The sequence below is a fragment of the Anaerobutyricum soehngenii genome, assembly GCF_009697165.1.
Classification (GTDB): domain Bacteria; phylum Bacillota; class Clostridia; order Lachnospirales; family Lachnospiraceae; genus Anaerobutyricum; species Anaerobutyricum soehngenii.
The window spans coordinates 140,773-166,758 of record NZ_VULP01000003.1 but is presented as its reverse complement, the minus strand read 5'-3'; the positions used below and the strand labels follow the sequence as shown (position 1 = coordinate 166,758).

The window sequence follows — 25,986 nt, the reverse complement described above, 5'->3', positions numbered from 1 at the left end:
TTTAGTAATCCTTTTTTCTTTTCTCCGAACGCATCTATCAATATTTTCATCAAACTAAATACGATCGAATACGCTTTTCATTTGACAAATCAACAACACCCACGTATAGTATTTTTATGATACCAAGGTCAAAAGGTCAGAAAGCCGATGCAAGCTTGCTTGCAAAAGGATTTTTAACCCTAATACCATTTTTATAGGAGAAACATATTTTTATGACAATCAAAGAAGCTAGAATAAAAACCAAACGCTCCCCAGAAGAAGTTGCCAAACTTCTTGGTTTTCCATTAAAAACATGGCTCGCGTGGGAAGAAGAAGAAAAAAAGCCCCCAAAATATATTGAGAAGCTTATCTTAGAACGTTTACAAACAATGTAATCCTGATTTGTAGATTTAATGTAGACGAAAAAAGAAAAACTACCATATCCCACCTGCTCTGTAGTCGCTGTGTTTAAGATGCTCATTTGCATCTTAAACACGCTCCGAAGCCGCATCTGAGATATGGTAGTTTTTCTTTTTTCTGTCTAATCTAAATCTACAATTGATGAGAATGGGGATTAAATACTAATTTGCTGTGGATGCAGACGCCGCTTTAACAGAAGATATTGAACTGATTTGTACCAGATCCTCTAAAAAAGAATGGTTATAAGTTTGATTTTTTTACTATAGTTTTCTTACAATTCAGCATAAAATTTTATTTCAGCGACTGACTGTTTTGATAACAAATTAGTGATTTCTGTTGGAAAGAGAAGAGGATTCGCCAGAAGATTATGAGAGTTACTCAGAGAAAAATTCTCCATAAGGTAAGAATAGATAAATATAATTTTTATACAATCGAGTAAGAAAGTATCCCTTTCTGGAGATGTTCATTCTAATGAAAACCATAGACTTCTGGGCAATTCCCATGCTCACCAACTATAGATTTACGATAATCAGAAAAAAGAAATAATACCATATCCCAGATGCGGCTTCGGAGCGTGTTTAAGATGCGAATAAGCATTTTAAACACAGCGACTACAGAGCAGATGGGATATGGTATTATTTCTTTTTTCGTCTATGCAAAATCTACACGCCAATATTTAATTTAATGGTTCTCTTGATATTTCATCGTAGAATGCTGCAACTGCTGCATTCTGATATGGTGTTACCCACAACATTCCAATTCCCAGGCTTAAAACCCCAAGAATATTCCATCCAATAAAGCTAAACTCCAAACAGAACAAACGCCATTTATTTCCTTTCATCATCTTCATAGAAACTTCCATGGCTTCTTCTGCAGTCATTTCTGGATTCTCTGTCAAGATAAATCCTGACATACTATAAGAGTAAGCTTTGATAATTCCCGGAATAATAAACAGTAAGCTCCATAAAAATGTGAAAATACTCATTCGAAGTCTAAGCCAGAATGCTTTTCCAAACATGGAAGCCTTTGAAAAGATCTGACTAAGCTCTGCATCTCTGCCATCAATCAAATCCAGATTATACTGAATTAATCCAAGCGAAACAAAACTTCCTATGACATACTGCACTAATCCTATTATAATTATTAAACCTGTAATCGCCATAACAGCACCAAAAATATATGTCAGTGTAGTTACCGACAGGGAAGATAACTGTGTGCTATATGAATGATCACTACCTCCCTTCCCCATCGTGTTACTTACATAGTTTGTAACTCTTGATACACTTGGACCGCCAGCCATTGCAATATCTGCACCTAATATAGATGCTACTAAGGTCGTAAGTACTGCCGAACCCCATTTACCCGAAAGAGCTCTTCTTGCCACCTCTCTGAAATCACTCGATACTCTCATTTGTTCCTCCTGTCTTATAATCATATTATGATATTATCATATGATGTCACGAATTACTACTACGCCCGTAATTCTGAAGCTGTTCCCGTAATTCTAAAACTAATACTACAGTGTTTTCAAAACTTTCTTCATCTTATCCGCTGCTTGACGGAATGCTTGAAATTCTTCCTCTTCCCACCTCTCTTCCAGACGTTTTTCCACACCATTTACGCCAATAATTGAAGGGACACTAAGACAGACATCTTCTATGCCATATTCACCCTGAAACATTGTGGACACCGGCGCGATTGTAAGCCGCTGATTCAAAACGGCTTCAGCCAGATAGCAGACACAGGTTGCAATCCCATAATGTGTTCTTCCTTTTCCTTTTATGATCGTTGCACCCATCTCTCTTACTTTATCACTTATTTCTTTTCGAATCTCTTCATCCCACTTAAGACCTACATTCTCGCAATATTCCTGTAATGGTACTCCCGCAATCGAAGCACGACTCCAAATCGGAATCTGTGCATCTCCATGTTCTCCTACGATTGTCGCTTTTACGACCTCGGTATTTAAATGCGTATAATCAGCAATCAAGCGTGTAAAACGAGAAGAATCCAATATGCATCCTGTTCCAAATACCATTCCATTCGAAAGTCCCATCCACTTTGTACACTGATATACGAGCACATCTACCGGGTTACTTACAATCATGATCACACCTTTTGTATAATAAGGCTTCATCTGACCTACAACATCTTTTAAAATAGCCGAATTTCCTGCAATCAAATCAAGGCGGCTCTCTCCACGCTTTCGATTTCTTCCAGCAGTAATGATAATCAGATCACAATCTTTACAGTCGGCATAAGTTCCTGCCCTTACTGAAGAGATTCCCATATCCGGAATACCATGCTGAATATCTAAGGCTTCCCCAATTGTTTTTTCCTCGTGAATATCAATTAAAACGATTTCCCTTGCAAGCTTGCGTATTGTAAGTGCATATGCAATCGATGCTCCTACAAATCCTGCTCCAATAATCGCCACCTTTCGTTCAGACACAGAAAAATTATTTAACATAACGATATACCTCCTGACAGTATTATTGTACTTCCAAAGCTCTTCTGTACTTATTTTTATGAGAAAAGCTTTGTCACCTGTCTTCTAATTGTCAATCTCTCTCAAGATACTCTATTTTTCTTCTATTTGCAAGAGAATTTTATCTCAGTCGAGAAGACTCCCACCTCTTTCCGGTGGTGAGTGACAGCAAATTTGTCTCAGTGCGAGTCTAATCTCCGACTGAGATAAACGCTCCGCGAGGATGCGCAGTGATTCTGTCTTTTAACTTCAAGAATGCCCCTGTATAATTGAGCAGAGAAGCATCTAAAGCATCTTTATTTCCTTTCCTGTTTCATATTCAAATTTATGGAACTGATATCCGTTAATAATTTCTGTCTCGCCATATTGCTGTCTGCGAGTATGTCCCCCGCCATAATTTAAATGAATATGTCCATGTATATAATACTTCGGATGGTATATGTCTAACAATTTCACAAAACATTCAAATCCCATATGCGCCCAGTCATTGGCATCATCTACGCCATAAGCTGCCGCATGGGTAAGTAGAATGTCGAATCCTTTCTTTCGCCAAAGTGGAAACCACATTTTAAAAATACGATTTCGCATCTTTCTTTCTGTGTATTGGTTGATTCCCGGGCTGTAACGATAAGAACCACCAAGCCCCATAATTCGGATACCTTTATATTCATAGATTTTATCTTCTATGCAGATGCACCCCTCGGGCGGGGTTTTCTCGTAGCGGTCATCATGATTGCCATGTACATAAAGTACTGGTCCTTTACAAAAGGTTGCCAGAAAGGAAAGATATTTCGGATTTAAATCTCCGCAGGATAAAATCAAATCAACATCCTTCAATTTTTCCGGGCGAAAATAGTCCCATAAAGATGGCGTTTCTTCGTCTGCAATTACAAGGATATTCATTCTTTTTCTCCCTTCACTCCCTGAAGCTCTACGATTGGTTTTGCCTGTTCTTTTAATTCATACTTTGCAGGAATCTCTCCTACAATATTGGAGAACAGCCAATCCATTGTGATAATTTCTTCATTACTTAATATTGTGTCCTTTTTGCCGTATTCTTTGCCATTTTTATCATAGAATATACCCTCAAACGGATGAAAACTTCCTTCTATGATAAGATTCTGAAAAGTATTTACAAGGCGCTTTGTTCCATAAGGCATCTGCGAGGAACAAATGAGGCTTTCCACTCCGGCAGAAAGCCCCCACCAGTAATTCCTTGAAACAGTCTCTTTGTCTGATACCCTCTTCCATGTACCGTCTAGCATCTGTTGTATGATTTTCTCGTAGAAAATGCCCCAATCAAGAACACTAGTTGCTATATTTAAAATCTCACCGTTCTTATTAGAATAAAGACCAAAACGCCGATTGTATCCGTCAGCGGAAATCATATCTTTTGCAGAAACAACTGCAAGCTGCTCTGTATCTGCTGTTTTTTTATCCTCTTTTCCTGAAGTCCAGTTCAGATAAATTTTAATGTTTGGATTAACCATCGCAACGCCAATGGCAAATGCGTTGATATTGGCGATACTTCCATAAATCGGGTAGTCTGCCTCGTAACCAATATTTTCTCCTTTTGCCATCGAACCGGCAATCAGTCCGGTTAAGAACTTTACCTCATACATTCTCGCATAATAAGTTGGTATGGATTTCCATGCATAATTTAAAGAACAGTTAAGAATCTGTACTTCTGGATATTTTAAAGATGCTTTTAAACTGTCTGGCATTAAGAGCGGTGTTGTCGTAAATATGACTTGATTTCCATCTGACGCTGCCTGTTCCACATCTCCGATATAACATCTTGTTTCTACTTTTTCTGGAAAGACTTCTTCAAGATGCAGTCTGCCAAGTTCATGTGCATATAACCAGCTTGATGTATCCGGCTTCTTGTCATAGACAAAGGCGATGGATAATTTTTGTGTGGAGTTTAACAGCTTACTCCAAAATGCCGGCTTCTTATCTTCTGGCTCTAATAATCGCTTTACTGGCTCTGCCTCCTTTGCTGGAACAAACTCTTTCCACATTTTAAGAATTTCTTCCCGAAGCTTTGAGGCTGGCTTACTGATTGCTTCTTCATAAGAAAAAATACCCAGATAAATCAAAAAGGCATCTCCTGCTGACAGCACCTCTCCTTCATTTCTTGCAGCTGCATTCGCATGATATATGGAAGAAAAATGATAAAAAAGACTTCCTAACTTCTTCCGTTCCTCGTCACTGCAGGCTTCGTTCCGTTCTTTTCCCATAAGTTCCAGTAGTTTTGCATAATTTCCCGGCTGTTTACAGACAATATCATATATTTTTGTACTACGATAAAATTCCATAAATTCATAATAAAGCTTTACAGACGGGTCATCTGTTTTTTCTGGTATGACACGAATAACTTTTGCCATAATACGCGAGGCATCGAGATACTTCATAACACTAACCCTTTTATTTCCTTCCTGCACATAAAACTGATGCATGAATTCATAAACTAAAATTGGGTCACGAATCCCTTCTTCCATCTGCGCCTCATACAGTGTAATCCACTTTCTTGCAAATTCACTGTTTTCCGGAAGAATCGGAAGAAAATCTTTACTGAATGCATTCTGCCTGCCGGCAGTTCTTGTTCCTGTCACAAGCGAAAGGGGTATTTCCATTTCTCCAAGTACTTCCTCACCTGCTGTTTTTACATATGCAGATACTTCATCTAACACCGGTGGATATAAAGACCAGCCTTTTGATGCACAGGTACGATACTGCTTCATTGCTGCTTTTCTTGCTTTTTTATATTCCTCTTTATACTCTTCTGTCATCATGAATATTCAAACACTCCCCATTTATTTTTATAACTCCATTTATTTTTATAACTTCTTTATACCACAATGCAGCGTCTTTTGGAATCCTTTCCTGCCTTTTTAAGCTATCCAGGATTATATAAAAAAATATACTATAGCAACTGCGAGTTCCATTCCAATGAAAAATGCTATGAAACATTCTCCATTCTGAAACTACTGTCACAGATACTATAGTATATTTTTTATTTCTCGTTCTTTTCTTTTTTCATTCAAGTCGAGCAGTCACTCACCACCTGAAAGAGGTGGGAGTCTTCTCGACTGAGATAAATCAAGACTACATCAAGATTAGAGTGTATTCACAAAACGCATAAATGCTTTTCTTCCTTCTTCAGTACATTTATATACACCTGCGTCTTCTAATACTTTTACGAAAACTTCTCCAACTTCTTTTTCAAGAATATTCCATACATTCTCTTGTGTGATTTCCGTATACTTTGGTAAGAATCCTTCCACCCAAGCTGCATGTTTCTTCAATTCTTCTACAGAAGCAATATCTTTTTTGTTCACAAGACATTCTGCCAGACTTTCCATTTCTTTTTTAAGACGTGATGGAAGGACAGCCAACCCCATAACCTCAATAAGACCAATATTTTCTTTCTTAATATGATGATATTCTGCTCTTGGGTGATATACACCAAGTGGTCTTTCTTCTGTTGTGATATTATTTCTTAATGTGAGATCAAGCTCGTATTCTTCTCCTCTTCTTCTTGCGATCGGCGTAATCGTATTATGTGGCTCTCCATTGGTCTGTTCAAAGATAAATGCTTCCGGATCGCTGTAATTACGCCATTTCTTAAGAATATGATCTGCAAGTTCAATAAGACGTTCCGAATCTTTGTGTCGGATTCGTATTACGGATAATGGCCAGTGTACAATACCTGCTGTTACATCTTCATATCCTGGAATTGTAAATTCCTGCTCCATTTCTGCACGTTCCATTGCAAAAGTATAATGTCCTCCCTGGAAATGATCGTGGGTAAGGATAGATCCTCCAACGATTGGCAGATCTGCATTAGAACCTACAAAATAATGTGGGAACTGGCGAATAAAATCAAATAACTTAGCAAATGTATCTCTATTTATTTGCATTGGCGTATGCTCACCATTTAAAACGATACAGTGCTCATTATAGTAGACATACGGAGAATACTGGAATCCCCATCTGCTTCCATGAATAGTAATTGGAATAATACGGTGATTCTGTCTTGCCGGATGATTCATTCTTCCTGCATATCCTTCATTCTCTATGCAAAGCTGGCACTTTGGATACGCACTCTGTTTTGCGTTCTTTGCTGCTGCAATCGCCTTAGGATCTTTTTCTGGTTTTGAAAGATTAATCGTAATATCAATAACACCATATGGACTATCCACTGTCCACTTCTTGTCTTTCTGAATACGGTCTTTTCTTATATAGTTGCTGTTTTCACTGAGTTCATAAAAATAATCTGTAGCATACTTCGGACCTTTTTCATAATAAGTATTAAATGTCTTCTGTACAGCACTTGGTCGCGGTGTCATGATTCCCATCAGCTTTGTATCAAATAAATCTCTTGTTACAATATCATCACTTTGAATGATACCTTTTTCAAATGCCTCATCTGTCAGGGCATTTAAAATATCCACAAGAACAATCTTCTCACCATCAATATCCGGATCATCATATTCATCTAAACCAAATAAATCCAGATACTGATTTATCATAAAGATCTCGTCTTCCGGCTGAATTAATCTTGCACTGATACCATAGGCAACAATCTTTTTAATATTCTTTGTTAATCCCACTTTTCATTCCTCCTGGAAAATTCTATAAAACTTTCATTCCACCGTATTTTCTGATTTTTAATACATGGCAGGCATCCTCACCAAAAATATCTTCCATATTTTTCTTATAAATATCAACAATATCATTTGGAACAAATGCCTGGATCGTTCCGGCAAATCCTCCACCATGAACACGACTTACTCCCTTTCCTTTTAAGATTACATCACTTAATGCTAATCCAACAGCCATCTCCTGTCTGGAAAGATTTTTCACAGAATATACATTCTGAAGATATTTAAATGAAGAATCTCCAGAAGATTTAATTAACTTCTTGAATTCCTCAAAATTCTCTTCTTCTAATGCATTTACCTGGTCAATAACACGATCTGTTTCCTCAAACCAGTGCATTGCACGAAGTACGGCTCTATCTCCTGCAACCTTTCTTATTTCAGGAATATTAGTATAGAATTCATTCTTATCAACCTGTTTTAATATTTCTTTTCCAAAATATGCTGCTACTCTTTTCATCTCTTCCGGGATTGCTGCATACTCATCTGTTAAATCTGCATGAGATCCTTTTGTATCAACAATACATAAACTATGATTAAAATCTTCAAAATTTACATTTACCTTTTTAATTACAGGATTCTTCACATCAGCAAAATCAATAAAAATAAGATTTCCAACGGAAGATGCCATCTGATCCATCAAACCACATGGTTTACCAAAGAAAACATTTTCCGCATACTGTCCTGCCTGGGCGATTAATACTGGAGAAATCTTTCCCTCATTATAAAGACCGGATAAAATATTACCTATCAGCACCTCAAATGCGGCAGAGGAAGACATTCCTGCTCCATTTAAAACATCACTTGTCACATATGCTTCAAATCCACCAATTTCATATCCTTCTTCTTTTAATCTTGCAGCAACACCACGAATCAGACCAGCGGATGTTCCTTCTTCTTCTTTTGTTGGGAGAAGATCTGCTAAAGAAACATTGATCATTGGATATCCTTCTGATTTTAAAACAATACCACTTTCTTTTTTTGCTACAATTGCGATCGCATCTAAATTAATAGATGCAGCGAGAACTCTTCCACACTGGTGATCTGTATGATTTCCTCCGATCTCACTTCTTCCCGGTGCACTGTAGATTTCTACGTCTTTTACTCCAAACAGTTCTTCAAAACTTTCAATTGCCTTAACATAGCGTCCTTTCTGATATTCTAAGACACTTTCATCAATATAAATATCTTTCAATAATTCTGCATACTTTCCGCTCTGAAACCCTGCTTTTAATTCTGTTGTTTTCATAATTACCTTAAACTCCTTTTCTTAAAATCCGACCCTTCTTCATTCCTGATTCCTACGGTTACTATACTCACTATACCTTGCAATACACACATGTCCGTCTGTTCTTTCCAGTCGTTCTTCTCGTGTTATTTATATAGTAAAGTATTTTAGTAAATTTATCAAGAGAAATCTTTACTAAATGTTTTACTATATTTTTAGTAATTTTTTCTTCACCTGTTCCATAAAATTTGATATACTGTAACTACTCATAAAAATCAAATCGAATGCACCTAAGACTTCGCATGATTCTGATCAATATAACCTGGTATATTCGTTTCAAAATCACAATCGTTTTATTTGCATTTACTTTAATACTTAATATAATAAACACACGAAAAGGAGTGCTATTCTTATGGCAACACTGAAAGATATTGCAAAAAAAGCCGGCGTGTCTTCTGCTACCGTATCTCGTATTCTGAATCAGGATGAAACCTTGAGTGTCACTACCAAGACAAGAGAACGCGTACTAGAAATCGCCCAGGAATTAAATTATAAAAAAAAGACTGCACCTTCTTCAAAAACAGTAATCGGCATCTTCCAATGGGTTACTTTATTTCAAGAACTAGAAGATCCTTATTATCAGGCAATACGAAGCGGCATTGAACGATACTGTATGACAGAGAATCTCGAAATTCGACGTGCTTTTCAAAGTGATCCCGATTATATCAATGCCCTCCATGATGTTCAGGGACTTATCTGTATCGGTAAGTTTAATGCTGAACAGATTCAACTTTTTGAATCTATCACCCCCAATGTCATTTTTGTAGATATGCAGACCTCAAAAATCAATTGTAATACGATATCTCTCGATTTTGAGCAGGCCGTTATTGATGCCCTTGATTATCTTTCCGATCTTGGACATACTTCCATCGCTTATCTTGGCGGAAAAGAATATTTAAACGATGATACTGTCTATTTTGAGCAAAGAAAAGATACCTTTATCCGCTATTGCAAAGAACATCATATTACTTATGAACCTTACTTAAAAGAAACTGAATTTTCTGCTGATGCAGGATACCAGATGATGATGGAGCTTATTGATGCAGGAACTCTTCCCAGCGCTGTCTTTGCTGCCAGTGATCCTATTGCCATTGGCGCAATGCGTGCTCTTTATCAAAAAGGATATCGTATTCCAGAAGATATCTCCGTCATAGGATTTGACGACATTAATGTAGCAAAGTTCTCCAACCCACCATTGACAACGATCTATGCCCCTGCGGATTTTATGGGGCAATTTGCTGCCCACTATATCCAGCTTCTCGCAGAAAGCAATACCAAATTAGCTTACAATATGCCTGTAAGAATGACCCTTCCATGCAGACTCACTATACGAGATACCTGTGGGCCAGCTTTGTAGATTTCGTATAGACGAAAAAAGAAATACTGCCCTATCCCATCTGCTCTGTAGTCGCTGTGTTTAAAATGCTCGCTCGCATCTTAAACACGCTCCAAAGCCGCATCTGGGATAGGGCAGTATTTCTTTTTTCTGACTATTCCAAATCCACAGTTGATGAAGATGGGGGGATTAAATACTAATTTGCTGAGGACACAGACACCGCTTTAATAGAAGATATTGAGCTGAATTGTAAGAAGTCTTCTAAAAAATAAAGAATTGTTATAAGTTTGATTTTGTTCCGTTGCGCTAAACGTTTCATTTTGCCTCAAAAAACGAAAACTTCGGAAAAATGAGTCCGAAGTTTTCAAAGTCAAAATTCCACAGCGCAAAGTCACAAAATACAATACTTATAACAATTCTTTGTTCTTTACCATAGTTTTCTTACAATTCAGCAGGAAATTTTATTTTAGCGGCTGACAGTTTAATAACAAATAACAAATTAATGATTTATATTGGAAAGAGAAGGGGATTCTTCGGAAGATTATGATTTTTAATTAAAGAAGTATTTCACCATAAGAAAAGATTCCTCATCTGGAGCCAAAGAACAGAAAAAGAAATAATACCATATTCCAGATGCGGCTTCGGAGCATGTTTAAGATGCAGATAAGCATTTTAAACACAGCGACTACAGAGCAGATGGGATATGGTATTATTTCTTTTTTCGTCTATACGCAATCTATAAATTAGTATTTTTTTGCTTTTTCATAATCTTTTTTATGTACCAAGATCTCATATTCTATCATTTGATTCACATCATTTCCCAAGCTTCCCATTCGACTTCTTAATGTTCCTTCTGCCGGAAACATCGTCTGTGATAAATGGTTTTTTGTTTTATATTTATAGGGAATTCCTTCTTGTTCTAATCTTGTACGTATTTTATTAAACATCTCCATGTCTGTTCCAACCCAAAGACTCTCCGAATTAAAAATGTTAAACATAATAGTATCTCTCCTTTTTTTGCAAAGCACCTCATTAAAAACTGCATATTTTTTTATTTATTATACGCTTTATAAGCTATTATGACAAGGTGCACCACTGTATCCTTCAAAATTAGTTTTACCTCAAAATATGCTTCTGTATTAAATTTAAGACAATTTTTCTCTTGACATTTCAAAAAATCGGACTATAATGAGGTTCATCAAATACATAAACTTCACCGAAATTCGTTGAAGAGAACAATGCTGTTTTTGAATAAGGCGTTTCAGAGAGCCTGCGTTTGGTGTGAGCAGGTACACTTTCAATGACAGATATCCTCTCTAAGATGCGGACTGAACATTACTTAAATTTTTAATCAGTAAGTCTCGCCGGAATCCTCCGTTAAAAGGAAAGCGTATGATAGTACGTTAAGAGCTGTAATTTTATTACAGAATTTGGGTGGTAACGCGGATTTTTTTCGTCCCTTTTCAGTTTTTTCTGAGAAGGGATTTTTTGTTTTCTTGGTAATACAACGAATAATATCAAAAGCGGTGAGGCACATCAGGAGGTAACATAAGTATGAAACAATTACAAAAATTCAGCAAATTTTTATCAGATTACACATCTATCGTTGTAATCGCCATCGCAGTAATCACATTTTTCCTTCCATCATTGATGGGCTGGGTTAATTTCCAATTATTCACTGACCCGGTAGCTAATAAATTTACAAGTCAGTCTATTATCATTGGTGTTATCATGTTTAGTATGGGACTTACTCTTACAACTGATGATTTTAAGATTCTGGCACAAAGACCATTTGACATCTGTATCGGAGCCATTGCACAATATTTAATTATGCCGTTTTTAGCATTTTTTATTACAAAATTACTACACCTTCCTGCTGGAATCGCACTTGGACTGATTCTTGTAGGCTGTTGTCCTGGTGGAGTATCTTCCAATATCATGTCTTATCTTTGTGGCGGAGATGTTGCTTTTTCTGTTGGAATGACGACAGTATCTACTATTCTCTCCCCAGTTATGACACCACTCATGGTTTCACTTCTTGCAAGTGGGGCAAAAATTACGATTCATGGACTTCCAATGTTTATTTCTATCATTGAAACCGTTATCGTACCTGTAGCAATTGGTTTTGTATTAAATTATGCATTAGGTAAAAATAAAACATTTAAAGAAGTACAAAAAGTTATGCCAGGCATTGCTGTTCTTGGTCTTGCCTGCGTTGTTGGCGGAGTTATCTCTTCCCAGGGTTCAAAATTCTTCCAGTCTGGAGTCGTAATCTTCGTTGCAGTTCTTCTTCACAACGGTCTCGGATATTTCTTCGGATATTGTGCCGGTCGCCTTACTGGAATGAATACTGCAAAGAAAAGAACAATCTCTATCGAAGTTGGAATGCAGAATGCAGGTCTTGCAACAAACCTTGCAACAACAACTGCACAGTTTGCTTCTACACCAGAATCCGCAATTATCTGCGCTGTTTCCTGTGTATGGCATTCCATTTCCGGTACATTACTGGCAGGACTCTTCGCTCAGTATGATAAAATGAAAGCAGCACATAAAGAGACTGCCACAGCTAAATAAGTCTGATTTCTAGATTTAATACAGACGAAAAAAGAAAAAACAATATATCCCATCTGCTCTGTAGTCGCTGTATTTAAAATGCTTATCCGCATCTTAAATACGCTCCGAAGACGCATCTGGGATATATTGTTTTTTCTTTTTTCTGTCTAATCTAAATCCATAGTTAACTGATTTTGTAGGATTAGGTTAGGCACTCGCTATAATAGAATTTCCTGCCGAATTATAAGGAAATTCTAACAAAAATGGAAGTTTTATAAGTATTGCATTGTGTGACTTTGCACTGCGGAATTTTGCCTCAAAAACAAAGAGTTTCGTGTAGCACAATAAAATCAAACTTAGAAAATCATATCCTTCTGGAGAATTCCCATTCTCACCAACTTTAGATTTAGATAATAGTCAGAAAAAAGGGAAAATGCCATATCCCAGATGCGGCTTCGGAGCGCGTTTAAGATGCGGACGAGCATTTTAAACACAGCGACTACAGAGCAGATGGGATAGGGCATTTTTCCTTTTTTCGTCTATACCAAATCTATATTATCCTTGCATATATTGTTCAAGGTATTCTTTGTCTTTTATGAGTATTTTCTGATTTTCTACTGAGATGACTCCATTCTCTCTTAATCCACGTAAAATACGGTTGACGCTATTTCGTGTAGATATTCCACAAAATCCTGCAATATCATCGTTGGTAATCTGAAAATCAATAAGAATTCCTTCTTTCATTTTCTTTCCAAATGGTTCAATCTGCAAGTACAGGAACGCACATACTGCTCCTGTTTTTCCATTCATTGTCATAAGCTGCTGACGATAGATTGCCTGTGAAAGTTCTTCTCTGTAGTAGGCATTAATATAATCTTGAAGTTTTTTATCTTTATTAACGTATTCCCAGAAAGTTACACGAGGAATTTTGTAAAATACGGCTGATTCACTTTCTACTCGTACATTAAATGGTGCAGAAGTATACTGGCTTACTTCGTCTTTTAATAATGAAATGATATTAGGAGCCTTTAAGTAGGAAATGTTAAACTCTCTTCCATCTCTTAGGATAATACTTGTTTTCACTACACCTTCTTTTAATACATAAGTACTTTGCTGCTCAAAACCATAATAAGTAAGATATGCATGGCGCGCCTTATGTACTATCGGAATGTCTTTTTTCTCTAAAAACTCTAGCAAATATTCATGTTCCATTTTTTTCATCCTTTCTTCTTACAAAAGTATATCATATTTTTAACAGATGTTAGTAACATTTGATAATATTTTTTGTTATCACATTTTATTAACACGAAATGTGGTTTGCAGAGACATTTATTTTGCATAAAATAACTTCCTGTTAAGAAAATGTACTCGCACATATCTAAGTTTTTAAGGAGGATTTTAAAATGTTTGAAATGAACGTGCCTTACGATAAAGGAGAAATGAAAATCAGCCTGTCTGAGAAAAATCTTGCAGGTGTTTTGGAAGGAAAACAGTCTGAGTACACCACCAAACTTTCTGAGAAAGAACTGGTAGAACAGTCTTTAGACAACCCAATCGGTTCGAAATCATTGGAGGAACTGGCAAAAGGAAAAAAGGATATCGTCATTATCAGTTCTGATCATACACGTCCTGTTCCATCAAAAATTATTACTCCGATTCTTTTAAGAAGAATCCGTTCTGTATCCCCTGATGCGCGAATCCGTATTCTTGTTGCAACTGGTTTCCATCGTCCTAGTACCCATGAGGAATTAGTTGATAAATACGGCGAAGAAATCGTTGCTAATGAAGAAATTGTTATGCATATTTCTACGGATGATGCTTCTATGAAAAAGATTGGTGTTCTGCCAAGTGGCGGTGACTGCATTATTAATAAAATTGCAGCAGAAGCTGACCTGTTGATTTCTGAAGGTTTTATCGAAGCTCACTTTTTTGCAGGTTTTTCTGGTGGAAGAAAGTCTGTTTTACCAGGTATTGCTTCCTATAAAACAATTATGGCTAATCACAGCGGAGAATTTATTAATGACAAAAAATCCCGCCCGGGTAATCTCTGTCATAATTTAATTCACGAAGATATGGTTTATGCTGCAAGAACAGCCAACCTTGCTTTTATCGTTAATGTTGTATTAAATGGAAATCACGAGATTATTGGTTCTTTTGCCGGAGATATGGAAACTGCTCATGAAAAAGGCTGTGATTTTGTTCGTTCTCTTGCAAGCGTAAACAAAGTAAATTGTGATATCGCTATTTCCACTAACGGCGGTTATCCTCTTGACCAGAACATTTATCAGGCTATCAAAGGTATGACTGCTGCAGAAGCTACTCTTCCTGATGATGGAATCATTATTATGATCGCCGGATGCCGCGATGGTCATGGCGGAGTTGGTTTCTACCATAACATTGCTGATGTAAAAGATCCAGAAGAATTTGAGCAAAAAGCAATCCATACTCCTCGTCTGGAAACCGTACCAGATCAGTGGACTTCACAGATTTTTGCCCGTATCCTGGCACACCATAAAGTTATTATGGTATCTGATCTTGTTGACCCAAAACTCGTAAAAGATATGCATATGGAACTTGCTTCTAATGTAGATGAAGCTCTTGCTATGGCATTTAAAATCAAAGGAAATGATGCAAAAGTTGCTGTTATTCCTGATGGTTTAGGCGTTGTTGTTAATATCTAATTTTTAATATTAGCATCCTCAGCGACTATCATTATCAAAATAGATTATTTCAGACTTTTTTATTAAAATGCTATAAATAATTTTATAAAACGAAAGAGAAGAAAGGAAAAAATCGTTATGTTACATTCTCTTATGGCTGAATTTTTAGGAACAGCCCTTATGATTTTATTCGGTGTCGGCGTACACTGTGATGAAGTCCTTGCCAAAACAAAATACCATGGAAGCGGACACATTTTTGCCATCACCACCTGGGCTTTTGGTATTTCTGTTACCCTGTTTATCTTTGGTGGTGTCTGCATTAACCCTGCCATGGCATTATGTCAGGCAATTCTTGGCATGATTCCCTGGAGCAGCTTTATTCCTTATTGTATTGCTGAGTTTCTTGGTGCTTTATTTGGCGCACTCGTTGTTTATGTTATGTATGCTGACCATTTTAAAGCAAGTGAAGGAAAAATAGACCCGATTGCTATTCGAAACATTTTTTCTACAAATCCAAACTGTAGAAATCTTCCACGTAACTTCCTAGTCGAGACAATCGCAACTGCTGTTTTTCTGACTGCTATCCTGGCTGTCGCAACAAATTACGAAAAACAGCTTCCTATCGGTGTTGGACTTATCGTCTGGGCCGTTGGTATGGGACTTGGCGGAACAACCGGATTTGCTATGAATCAGGCAAGAGACTTAGGTCCTCGTCTTGCATTCCAGTTACTTCCTATTAAAAATAAAGCGGACAATGACTGGCAGTACGGTCTGCTCGTACCTGGCATCGCTCCATTTGTCGGAGCCGTCTTAGCTGCTTTATTCTCCCACTATTTTCTTTCTATTTAATTCATTGAGAGAGAACAGACGAAAATAAAAAGAATAGACCATAGGAAATGTAAAGATATCGCTGCGTAGAAAATGCCTGTTCGGCATTTTTACTTGCTCTCACATTACATTTCCTATGGTCTATTCTTTTTATTTTCTGTTTGTTGGCTCCAGAAGGAATGTATTCAATAGTTGTTAGATGGATAAGGGGGAGAAACTAGAAGACTACTGCTTGCTCGAAAGGTATCTCTGTCAGAAGATTACACTTATCTGCTCTCGCATTTCTTTTCCTATGGTCTATTCTTTTTATTTTCTGTTTGTTGGCTCCAAAAGGATTGTATTCAATAGTTTACAAACGGTCGTATATTATTCTAAATGAATCCATAGTAATTTTGGCAAATATATAGTATAGTTCCTTTAGATGAATGATCAGAAAGTATGAGGAAACTACCCATGTTGAAAATAATTATTTCCCCGGCAAAAAAAATGAATGTAAGAAATGACATTTTATCCTACAAAAATATACCATTTTTTATAAATGAGGCTCAAACTCTTTTTTCTTATATGAAAAATATGTCTTTGGAGGAATTAAAAAATCTATGGAAATGCAGTGACAAGCTTGTACAGGAAAATGAGCAACAGCTTCAAACAGGAAACTTAAAGCAAAATCTAAGTCCGGCGGTTCTTTCTTATGAGGGAATTCAGTATAAATACATGGCACCGGCAGTATTTGAAGAACAGGCTTTTATATGGTTAGAAAAGCATTTGAGGATCTTATCCGGCTTTTACGGTGTACTATGTCCGTTTGACGGGGTAATTCCGTATCGACTAGAAATGCAGGCACGTTTTCATAATGAAAAAATAAATAATTTATACGACTTTTGGGGGCAAAAATTAGCAGACTATATATTAAAAGACTGTGATTGTCTCATTAACCTTGCCTCAAAAGAATACAGTAAAAGTGTTTTGAAATATATTCCAAAAAATGTACAGGTCACAACCTGTGTATTCGGAGAAATAATTGATGGGAAAATAAAAGAAAAAGGAACTTATGCAAAGATGGCAAGAGGTTCCCTCGTACGTTATATGGCAGAGCATCAGATTGAAAATCCAGAGGAAATGAAACAATTTGATGAACTTGGGTATAAATATAAAGAAGAATATTCTGATAACACAAAATGGATATTTTGCAAATAACTATTTAATTCATTGAGAGAAAACAGACGAAAATAAAAAGAATAGACCATAACAAATGTAAAGATATCACTGCGTAGAAAATGCCTGTTCGGCATTTTTACTTGTTCTCACATTACATTTGTTATGGTCTATTCTTTTTATTTTCTGTGTTTTGGCTCCAGAAGGAATGAATGCAATAGTCTTTGGGAAAGAGATGGGGAAGGGGACAGAAGGTCGTGGCTTATTCTGATGCTATTTCCACTATGCTGAACCTTCTTTCAAGTTTCACTGATGATAAGATGATACCGAAACCTATCACTGTACATAATAATTTTATCATTATATTGTCGCAATATATCATTTTTTCTCAAAACGTATGCTATACGTTATATATAACGCACATCTCGCGGCAAGAATGCCTCGGCGTTCTTGAATTAGAATGTACGATAAATATAAAGGCGATTTCTGTACTTTTTTGTAAAATGACAACCCCCTTTATTTTTACTGTTCGTTAAAAAGAGTACCTAATCTTCTGGATGATACATCTTCCGAGTAAGCAGTAGTCTTCTGACCTCTCCCCCTTATTCCTCCCAAAGACTATTGCATTCATTCCTTCTGGAGCCAACACACAGAAAAAAGAAATACTACCGTATCCCAGATGCGGCTTCGGAGCGTGTTTAAGATGCGGATGAGCATCTTAGGCACAGCGACTACAGAGCAGATGGGATATGGTAGTATTTCTTTTTTCGATTGTTTTCTCTAATGAATTAAATAGTAAATAATCCATTGCAATTGGAAATTTTTTTTAGTATAATTATGTTAAGAAATTTTGAATGCATTATTATATTTTGCATTCTTAATTTTATTTAAGCTTAATGTATAACCACATTAACTAAGGAGGATTTATTTATGGCAACTTGGAACAATCTTGACACTCTGGCATCTTATAAGAAACTTGCCGGACTGAAAAACCACGTAAACATTAAAGAAGCTATGAGCGGAGAGAATGGTGCTACACGTGTAGCAAAATATTCCGCACCTATGGCAGAGGGACTTAGCTTTAACTATGCTGCAAAGCAGGTAGATGACACTGTTTTGGCTGCGCTGGCAGAATTAGCAGAAGAATCACAGCTCGCTGATAAATTTGAAGAATTATATAACGGTGCTGTGATCAATACCGGTGAAAAACGTCTTGTTCTTCATCATTTAGCACGTAGACAGTTAGGTAAAGATGTTGTTGTTGACGGTGTAAACAAACGTGATTTCTATGTTTCCCAGCAGCAGAAAGCCGCAGATTTTGCTAATAAAGTGCATGCCGGTGAAATTACTAACGCTGCTGGTGAGAAGTTCACAACTGTTGTTCAGATTGGTATCGGTGGAAGTGACTTAGGTCCTCGTGCTTTATATATCGCATTAGAGAACTGGGCTAAAGAGAACGGTGTTGCTAAGATGGAAGCGAAGTTTATCAGCAACGTAGATCCTGATGATGCTGCTGCAGTTTTAAAATCTACAGATTTAGCTCACGCTCTTTTCATCGTTGTATCTAAATCCGGAACAACTTTGGAAACATTGACAAATGAAGCTTTCGTAAAAGATGCCTTAACAAAGGCTGGATTAAATCCTGCAAATCATATGCTTGCTGTAACAAGTGAGACATCTCCTTTAGCAAAGAGCGATGATTACTTAGAAGCATTCTTCATGGATGACTTTATCGGTGGACGTTACTCCTCTTCTTCTGCAGTTGGTGGAGTTGTTCTTTCCCTTGCATTTGGTCCTGAAATCTTCGCAAGAATTTTAAATGGTGCAGCTGAAGAAGATAAACTTGCTGCTAATAAAAACATTTTAGAAAACCCAGATATGTTAGATGCTTTAATTGGTGTTTATGAACGTAATGTTCAGGAATACCCTTCTACTGCTGTTTTACCATATTCTCAGGCATTAAGCCGCTTCCCTGCACATTTACAGCAGTGTGATATGGAATCCAATGGTAAGTCTGTGAATCGTTTTGGTGAACCTGTAAATTATGTAACAGGTCCTACTATCTTTGGTGAGCCAGGAACAAACGGACAGCATTCTTTCTATCAGTTATTACATCAGGGAACTGATATCGTACCTTTACAGTTTGTTGGTTTTAAAAACAGCCAGATTGGTATGGATGTAGTAATTGAAGACAGCACAAGCCAGCAGAAGTTATGTGCGAATGTAGCTGCTCAGATCGTTGCTTTCGCCTGTGGTAAAAAAGATGAAAACCTTAACAAAAACTTTGAAGGTGGACGTCCATCCAGCATTATTATTGGTGAACAGTTAACACCAGAATCACTCGGTGCATTATTAGCTCATTTCGAAAACAAGATTATGTTCCAGGGATTCTTATGGAATGTTAACAGCTTTGACCAGGAAGGTGTACAGCTTGGTAAGATTCTCGCAAAACGTGTTCTTGCTCATGATACAGATGGCGCATTAAAATCCTACAGTGATTTATTAAACATTTAATTCTAACCTAAACAAAAATTCAAGAATGCCTCCGGCAGGATTGCAGATGTGGGAATACTCTCTCATCTGATATACAAAAAGAACGATCTGACAGATGTACTGTATACAGTAGCCTTAAAATAATTTCTGTTATTTTAAGAAAAATACTTTGTGCATCTGTAGATTGTTCTTTTTTATTTTCTTTTTCACTTTCTTTTTATTGGTATAAAAATGTGACTGTCGGCTACTATCATTTTTTATGATTTTTTTATATGATATTAGGGTCAAAATATCAAAACTTCGTTCGTGCTTGCACGATAAGGTGTTTGACTTTGGAATCCGCGTAACATGAGAATTAAATTCATCTGAAAATTAAGGAACTTTTACCTGCAAATATGCTATAGTATTCTTATATAATATTTTCCAAGGAGGGATTGCTATGAAAAATGCTATTTTTAAATTATTTAAAGTTACTTTCCCATTTGCGCTTGCATTTATGATGTGTCTGCCTTTTTCTATGACACTGAATGCTGCCTCTGTGAAGAATATTCCTGTAAAGAAAATATTATCTGCTGATATCACCGGAGATGGAAAAGCAGATAAAATACTTATCACAACCCGTGTCGACAAAGATTACTACATAAAAAAACTGAAAGTTACCGTAAATAATAAAGTTGCTTTTACTAAAAACTGTACGAATGACAATATTCATTCCTTTACTGCCCGATATGCTAAAATGTCAAATAAAAATGAACTTCTTCAGCTAATGGGTATCGGAGATAATGACTATATTGTATTTAATCAGATTTATAAATATAATAACAAATCTAAAAAGCTCTATTCTGTAAGCAAGTTAGATTATACAGCCTGCGAAATTGTTTCTGCTAAAAAGAATTTACTGACTCTTCGTCATGGTGACCAGCCTGCTGAAACAGGATGGCTTAACTGGAAAATGAATTACAAATTTCGTAATAATAAGCTTGTTTTAACAAGTACTACCTCTTCTACTGTGAAAAGTATTATTGGTAACTACCACAATGATTCTTATAGTAAATTATTCCGGAAAAATATTTTTGTAACAGCGAAAAAGTTACGTTTTTATAACGGAAGCAAACTTGCTTTCACTGTTCCTAAAGGAAAACAGGTAACTTTGAAAAAGCTTACTCTGTCCAAAAACACTATGTATCTTCAGTTTCAATATGGAAAAAAGACTGGCTGGCTCAGAGTGAATAACAAAGACTATAATTATGAGTCTCCATATTTTGAAGTAGTTTCCCGTAGATTAGCAGGTTAATTACTATAAAAGACCTTTGCATGTTTCCTGTCATTTAAATGACCGGGCATGCAGAGGTCTTTTTATTTTTTTATTTCAATGTAACAGTTATACCAGCTTATCTTGCACAAATACTATTAACAAAAATAATATAGCAGCCAAAGTCTCCTATACCTTTTCGAACAGCCTTATCTGCTTTCTCGTCTCCTAATTGCTCTCTCCACTGTACTTCTTTTCCCTGCATCTTTAAATATCTTGCAATCATGTTAAAATGAAGAATAACGTTATCATGACAGGCTGTCCTGAAAGAATCTTTATCCATTTTCTCTTCTATTGAGAATGTATGCCACTTTGCACGAAGATCCGCATAGGGAAAAATAGCATTACACAAATCATCATACAATTCCAATGCATCTTCATCTTCTCCGATTTCCAGCATCATATTTTCGTGCATCTTTCTCATTTGTTCAATTGTTATCGCCCCAGACTCTTTTACATAGCTATCATAAGTATTGATCATTTTGTTCTTCTCCTTTTTATTCATAATGTACTCTCTAAAATGAACTATCAAATTTATTAGTCAAACATATACCAGAAGGGGATGCTACATCTCTATCTAAAAGAATTTTCTATGTTGTTTTCTGTATTTTAACAGACCAACAAACGAGAAGTTCTCAGTCTGTTTTACAGTTCATAATAATATAAACAGATGTTTTGATATGTTCCATCCTTCATACGGAAACCTTTCGGTACAATTCCAATCTGTACAAAACCCAGTCGTTCATACAAATGGCGGGCATGAATATTGGTTTCCACCACAGCATTAAACTGCAAAATTCCAAAGCCATACTGTTTTGCCTGTACAAGACAATCATCTACTAATTTTTCACCAATATGCTCGCCGCGGTGATCGGTATCAACAGCATAACTCGCATTTGCAATATGCCCACAGCGGCCAATATTGTTTGGATGCAGAATATAAAGCCCTACGATTTTTCCATTGTTGTCTGCAACGCCGCAATATGTTTGTGCCGCAAAAAAGTCTGCACCTGTTGTATCGTTCAAAAAATCTTCTTGTGGAAAAGCCTCGCCATCTTCTACGACCTTATTCCAAATGGAGATCATTGCAGGAATATCTTTTTCTCTATACTTTCTAATTTCCATAATCTATCCTCTAAATTCTAATTTCATGACATCATTTCCAATACTGATTTTACCGTATTTTTTTATCTCAGTCCATCTTTTTATATCCAAGCGATAGAAAAACTTTTCTGTCTCTGCTCCGCCGGAAGATATTTCATTGTAATACTTTTTAATACATTTCTTGTTTTACACAAATTATAGTATGTAATAATATTATAATAAATTATTTTATTATTTGAAGATCAATATAATTATTTTTCCAAGAAAATTTCTAAAGTATATCCTTGTAAAAAAGAAAAGCACCGAAAACCCACTGTTTAAGCGAATTTTCGATGCTTCTAATACAGAATCGAGGCGACGGGACTCGAACACGCGGTCAACCACTCAAATACGGCTTAAATAAGCCATATTGGGGAAAATAATTTGATTACCTTTGATTACCTCGATGATTACTTTTTACCATATTTTAGGAAAGGAGTAATGTGCCTGTGAGAAATTTTTCTTTTCTATGTATTCATAAAGCGATTCAAAAGAAATTCATTTCAGTAAACCATGAAGTATCGTGTACTCTATATCTGCGTAATCCCTCCCTGAGGCCTAAACTGTGTGAAACTAAAGATGTTTTTTTACTCATAGTTATCCTCACTTAGGATGTCAAAAAATTTTTTAGACAGGATAAAAGTCCTTACTCTAATTATCTGAAAATCCTTCCAACAATTTCACAAATTAATTCTTATATTCATTAAGAATATCATTAGAATGTTTTTAGATAATTCTTTTACCTCGGTATATAAAGCATGAAACATGGGACTTACTAAATCATATTTTTCTCAATCAGATTGTAGTATTTTTTCTGACATATTCGTTTTGCCTCCTTCTTCCAATACGTACCAAATGGCACACTATTGTTTTATCATCGAACTGTTTCGCTCGACAAAATCAATTTCGTCGGGCGCAACTGTAGTCCACAATCGGTCAACATCAATCTTATGTTTATCTAAAGTACGTCGGCACTGTTCTTGCTTCATCATTCTAAAATCTGCCTTAAAATTGCTAAGCGACTTGCTCTTGGTCAATTCTATTACTGATTTAACATCAATGCAGTGCACCAACTCCTCTTCCAGATTTTTCACCTGAAGCAGATATATGATTTTTACACCGTGGCAATACTTCTTTATATTCCCAATATTCTTCTTAACCACATCTAAATTTATTATCACATCGGTATCGAAAACAAGTACCACATTCGTATCAGGTTTGATTCCAAGCAGGATAGATTTTGGAATCAAACTTTGAACCACATTAAGTTTCTTTGATTTGCCTGGTAAAATCTTTCCTGCCCTGGGGCAACCTTCAAGGCATCAATCAATTTCTGATCATCTTCGCCTTCACAATAGTAAACGCATGTCTTATTCATCAGCCCACCCCATTTCTAACTCATCAAGCAAGGAATCATCTGGAAGTGAGCCAAAGACATCATTTTCCACCGCATTGCGAATACTATCCGTATTTCTTTTCAAAATCTCAGATGCTGAAATAGCTGACACCTTACACTCACCATCTTCCATCCTCTTTCTTAGAAAAATATACGAATGTTTCGGCAAGTTCAAATCCAGCATGTCTGTATTATGCGTTGTGAAAATCAGTTGCTCGTTGTTTGAAATACGATCCAGCATTAATCCAAAAATTCTCTTTTCAATATCACTCTGGATATAAGAAAAATGTTCATCACAATAATAGAAGGTCTTGTCCTGTACAAGCATAGATGCCAGAAATAATGCCACATCTATGCCTTCTGCCGTTCCACTGGACATAACTTCTCTCTTTAGAAGCTTTCCTTCCTGAATGATAATTTCAGCATTTTTTCTTCTAATTATAAAAGTATCTTTTAGGTCTCTTGAAATTGTCACCTCTCTTAAAGTTGGATCCAGCGTTCCAATAACCGCTCGCAAAGTCTTCAAGAAAACCTTTCTATCAATATCATCTAATATAATCGACGATTCAATTTCCGGATGAGCAAATCGATAACTTACCGGACCAACAATTTTCTTAAAAGAATTAATATTCGCAGTCGCTTCGTTCGTATGATCTTCCAGTTTTGCCACACACTTCTCATATGAGTCCATCTTGTCAATTTTTGAAGAGCTATATACGACCTCAACATTAGATGCTGACACATCAATATTCGCAGCCAGTCGATGTAGAACAAATCCCTCGTTGACAAAATCAATTGAAAATGATCCTATATTTCCAGTCACCATATCATAAAGCACTGCTGAATTACCAGTGTTGATATAGTTGATAATTTTCCATAGTGTCTTTCCTAAACTGGTCTTACCAGTTGCATTCGCTCCCATCAAGATAACAGCCTTTTTGTATCTAAAACGTTCTCTGCCTTCAAGGTATTCATCATCAATCATTGAATTAACGACCTTTTTTGGATAGGTAAAGTTTATTTCAAAATCATCAAATCCATAAATTTGATCAAGCTTTAAATTCAATACTATCATTTTTACGTACCCTCATTTCTTCGTATTTCGCGAACCAATAGTAACACATTCTATAAAAAAATCAATCAAGCAAATTTCAACATTGCATTAATATCCTGCAATATTTTCTTATGTTCCTCTATCTATGAAAATGAATTATTCCAAAGTGGAAGTGTAACTCATGAACACTGGTGTTTCCTTTAATACAATGAAGTCTTTCCCTTTAACTCTGCCATACCTACGGAACAGTCTGGGAATCCATCAATTTCCTCTCTGGCATCCCATAAAATCTCATTCACCTTCTCTTCATCCGAGGAACGGACAGCGTCTGCAAGGTCTCTGACCATTTTCCTGATATCATAATCATCCCTGGTCATAGCCGCATATTCCAAAACCTGTGCTTTCTGCTCCTCTGTAAATAAAATGTTTTACCGCTGTTCTTCCCGTTCCATCTGTCTTTTGGCATAACGAGATAATCCCGGGCTTTTTTTCTGCCATTGTCATATTCCTGTTCACTGGACTGGTATTTGGAACATAAGCTGTTAACCAGTTTTTTATGGAAGTATATAAGTTGCTGGGATATCCGTCTGTCTCAAAATTGTTGTAACAGTCAACTTCGGTGATGAACTACACACCTAGGTTGGGAAAGATGTTCTCCAGAAGGTTACTTGCCTCAATATAGTCACGGGTTGATCCGCTGTACACATAAGTGTCCGCCATACTAAGGCACATGTATTCTACTACATAGTCTCGGAATATCTCAACCTGATCCTCGATGGAATCCCCATCGTCATTAATCTTGCTATTTTTCACCGACAGAGTGGCGGCATAAATAGCCTTCTTCTAGTCAGGGAACAAGGAACCTACCTGTTCCTATGTTTGCTCCTGTACTAAACACTGCCGTTTCTTCCTGGCCATTATACGTCCTTCTCTCTGTGATTTGTGAGGAGAACATCCCACCTAGCAGTACGCAATCCCCAGCACTCCAAAATTCCCCCTGTCAACATACATCATCTTCAAACAAGATCCCCATCCAGCTTTTCTTTCCTGGATGAGAGGAGCATTTCTCCATTCAATACATGAGATTCTTTGCCGGTACACTATCCTTGCCATCTCAAATCCTCCCCATGCCAACATACATCATCTTCAGCCAAGATCCTATCCAGCCTTTCTTTCCTGGATGAGGGGAGCATTTCTCCATTCAACACATGGGATCC

The 25,986-nt window shown here is 36.6% G+C and carries 23 protein-coding genes and 1 other annotated feature; of the genes, 8 read left to right on the top strand and 15 right to left on the bottom strand.

Going from position 1 to position 25,986, the window contains the following annotated elements; genetic code table 11:
- The first annotated feature begins 212 nt into the window (after window positions 1–212).
- Window positions 213–374, top strand: a complete 162-nt coding sequence (locus FYJ25_RS03035; RefSeq protein WP_021907794.1) for a helix-turn-helix domain-containing protein — start codon at window positions 213–215, stop codon at window positions 372–374.
- 701 nt (window positions 375–1,075) lie between these two features.
- On the opposite strand, the gene FYJ25_RS03030 is transcribed toward FYJ25_RS03035, so the two are convergent.
- From FYJ25_RS03030 to FYJ25_RS03005, 6 genes are all read right to left on the bottom strand, one after another.
- Window positions 1,076–1,810, bottom strand: a complete 735-nt coding sequence (locus FYJ25_RS03030; RefSeq protein WP_167513765.1) for a DUF975 family protein — start codon at window positions 1,808–1,810, stop codon at window positions 1,076–1,078.
- A 105-nt stretch (window positions 1,811–1,915) separates the two neighbouring features.
- Window positions 1,916–2,869 carry an L-lactate dehydrogenase gene (locus tag FYJ25_RS03025; RefSeq protein WP_154580517.1) on the bottom strand — a complete coding sequence of 318 codons (954 nt, stop codon included), beginning with the start codon at window positions 2,867–2,869 and terminating at the stop codon, window positions 1,916–1,918.
- A gap of 303 nt (window positions 2,870–3,172) precedes the next feature.
- Window positions 3,173–3,790 carry a metallophosphoesterase family protein gene (locus FYJ25_RS03020; RefSeq protein ID WP_021907791.1) on the bottom strand — a complete coding sequence of 206 codons (618 nt, stop codon included), beginning with the start codon at window positions 3,788–3,790 and terminating at the stop codon, window positions 3,173–3,175.
- Complete coding sequence (locus FYJ25_RS03015) at window positions 3,787–5,682, bottom strand: BMP family ABC transporter substrate-binding protein (RefSeq protein WP_154580516.1); 1,896 nt, start codon at window positions 5,680–5,682, stop codon at window positions 3,787–3,789. Before FYJ25_RS03015 ends, FYJ25_RS03020 begins: the two co-directional genes overlap by 4 nt.
- A 324-nt stretch (window positions 5,683–6,006) precedes the next feature.
- Window positions 6,007–7,503, bottom strand: coding sequence for a UDP-glucose--hexose-1-phosphate uridylyltransferase (gene galT, locus FYJ25_RS03010; RefSeq protein WP_330578238.1), 1,497 nt, complete (start codon window positions 7,501–7,503; stop codon window positions 6,007–6,009).
- A 22-nt stretch (window positions 7,504–7,525) separates the two neighbouring features.
- Window positions 7,526–8,800, bottom strand: coding sequence for a galactokinase (locus FYJ25_RS03005; protein WP_154580515.1), 1,275 nt, complete (start codon window positions 8,798–8,800; stop codon window positions 7,526–7,528).
- A 391-nt stretch (window positions 8,801–9,191) separates the two neighbouring features.
- On the opposite strand from FYJ25_RS03005, the gene FYJ25_RS03000 reads away from it, so the two are divergent.
- The gene (locus tag FYJ25_RS03000; protein WP_021907787.1) at window positions 9,192–10,196 is read left to right on the top strand and encodes a LacI family DNA-binding transcriptional regulator; all 1,005 of its coding nucleotides are present in this window, start codon (window positions 9,192–9,194) and stop codon (window positions 10,194–10,196) included.
- A gap of 722 nt (window positions 10,197–10,918) precedes the next feature.
- Here the strand turns inward: FYJ25_RS03000 and FYJ25_RS02995 are convergent.
- Complete coding sequence (locus FYJ25_RS02995) at window positions 10,919–11,173, bottom strand: putative signal transducing protein (RefSeq protein ID WP_021907786.1); 255 nt, start codon at window positions 11,171–11,173, stop codon at window positions 10,919–10,921.
- Window positions 11,174–11,392: 219 nt separating this feature from the next.
- Window positions 11,393–11,639, top strand: a binding site (T-box leader).
- A 90-nt stretch (window positions 11,640–11,729) separates the two neighbouring features.
- Between FYJ25_RS02995 and FYJ25_RS02990 the strand changes: the two genes are divergently transcribed.
- A complete protein-coding gene (locus FYJ25_RS02990; protein WP_096240856.1) occupies window positions 11,730–12,749 on the top strand; it encodes a bile acid:sodium symporter family protein in 1,020 nt (339 codons plus the stop codon).
- 534 nt (window positions 12,750–13,283) lie between these two features.
- Here the strand turns inward: FYJ25_RS02990 and FYJ25_RS02985 are convergent.
- Entirely contained in the window at window positions 13,284–13,940 is a 657-nt protein-coding gene (locus FYJ25_RS02985; RefSeq protein WP_021907784.1) for a Crp/Fnr family transcriptional regulator, read from the bottom strand.
- A gap of 191 nt (window positions 13,941–14,131) precedes the next feature.
- On the opposite strand from FYJ25_RS02985, the gene larA reads away from it, so the two are divergent.
- From larA to FYJ25_RS02960, 5 genes are all read left to right on the top strand, one after another.
- Entirely contained in the window at window positions 14,132–15,409 is a 1,278-nt protein-coding gene (larA, locus tag FYJ25_RS02980; protein ID WP_147608882.1) for a nickel-dependent lactate racemase, read from the top strand.
- Window positions 15,410–15,526: 117 nt separating this feature from the next.
- On the top strand, window positions 15,527–16,237 hold the full coding sequence (gene larD / locus FYJ25_RS02975; protein WP_154580514.1) for a D/L-lactic acid transporter LarD: 711 nt from the start codon (window positions 15,527–15,529) through the stop codon (window positions 16,235–16,237).
- Between the two features lie 432 nt (window positions 16,238–16,669).
- Window positions 16,670–17,413 carry a peroxide stress protein YaaA gene (gene yaaA / locus FYJ25_RS02970; RefSeq protein WP_154580513.1) on the top strand — a complete coding sequence of 248 codons (744 nt, stop codon included), beginning with the start codon at window positions 16,670–16,672 and terminating at the stop codon, window positions 17,411–17,413.
- Between the two features lie 888 nt (window positions 17,414–18,301).
- Window positions 18,302–19,885 carry a glucose-6-phosphate isomerase gene (locus FYJ25_RS02965; RefSeq protein WP_154580512.1) on the top strand — a complete coding sequence of 528 codons (1,584 nt, stop codon included), beginning with the start codon at window positions 18,302–18,304 and terminating at the stop codon, window positions 19,883–19,885.
- Window positions 19,886–20,303: 418 nt separating this feature from the next.
- Window positions 20,304–21,158, top strand: coding sequence for a hypothetical protein (locus FYJ25_RS02960; RefSeq protein WP_154580511.1), 855 nt, complete (start codon window positions 20,304–20,306; stop codon window positions 21,156–21,158).
- A gap of 97 nt (window positions 21,159–21,255) precedes the next feature.
- On the opposite strand, the gene FYJ25_RS02955 is transcribed toward FYJ25_RS02960, so the two are convergent.
- From FYJ25_RS02955 to FYJ25_RS02930, 7 genes are all read right to left on the bottom strand, one after another.
- On the bottom strand, window positions 21,256–21,681 hold the full coding sequence (locus FYJ25_RS02955; RefSeq protein ID WP_197702352.1) for a hypothetical protein: 426 nt from the start codon (window positions 21,679–21,681) through the stop codon (window positions 21,256–21,258).
- Window positions 21,682–21,821: 140 nt separating this feature from the next.
- Window positions 21,822–22,301 (bottom strand): GNAT family N-acetyltransferase, encoded by a 480-nt coding sequence (locus FYJ25_RS02950; protein WP_154580510.1) that lies wholly within the window; start codon window positions 22,299–22,301, stop codon window positions 21,822–21,824.
- An 881-nt stretch (window positions 22,302–23,182) separates the two neighbouring features.
- Window positions 23,183–23,581 carry a hypothetical protein gene (locus FYJ25_RS02945; protein ID WP_243145667.1) on the bottom strand — a complete coding sequence of 133 codons (399 nt, stop codon included), beginning with the start codon at window positions 23,579–23,581 and terminating at the stop codon, window positions 23,183–23,185.
- A gap of 108 nt (window positions 23,582–23,689) precedes the next feature.
- On the bottom strand, window positions 23,690–24,790 hold the full coding sequence (locus FYJ25_RS02940; RefSeq protein ID WP_154580509.1) for an AAA family ATPase: 1,101 nt from the start codon (window positions 24,788–24,790) through the stop codon (window positions 23,690–23,692).
- Window positions 24,791–24,969: 179 nt separating this feature from the next.
- Window positions 24,970–25,146, bottom strand: coding sequence for a hypothetical protein (locus tag FYJ25_RS14570; RefSeq protein ID WP_243145666.1), 177 nt, complete (start codon window positions 25,144–25,146; stop codon window positions 24,970–24,972).
- Entirely contained in the window at window positions 25,133–25,267 is a 135-nt protein-coding gene (locus FYJ25_RS14740) for a hypothetical protein (protein ID WP_279237042.1), read from the bottom strand. Before FYJ25_RS14740 ends, FYJ25_RS14570 begins: the two co-directional genes overlap by 14 nt.
- A 462-nt stretch (window positions 25,268–25,729) precedes the next feature.
- Entirely contained in the window at window positions 25,730–25,882 is a 153-nt protein-coding gene (locus FYJ25_RS02930; protein ID WP_154580508.1) for a hypothetical protein, read from the bottom strand.
- Window positions 25,883–25,986: the final 104 nt, after the last annotated feature.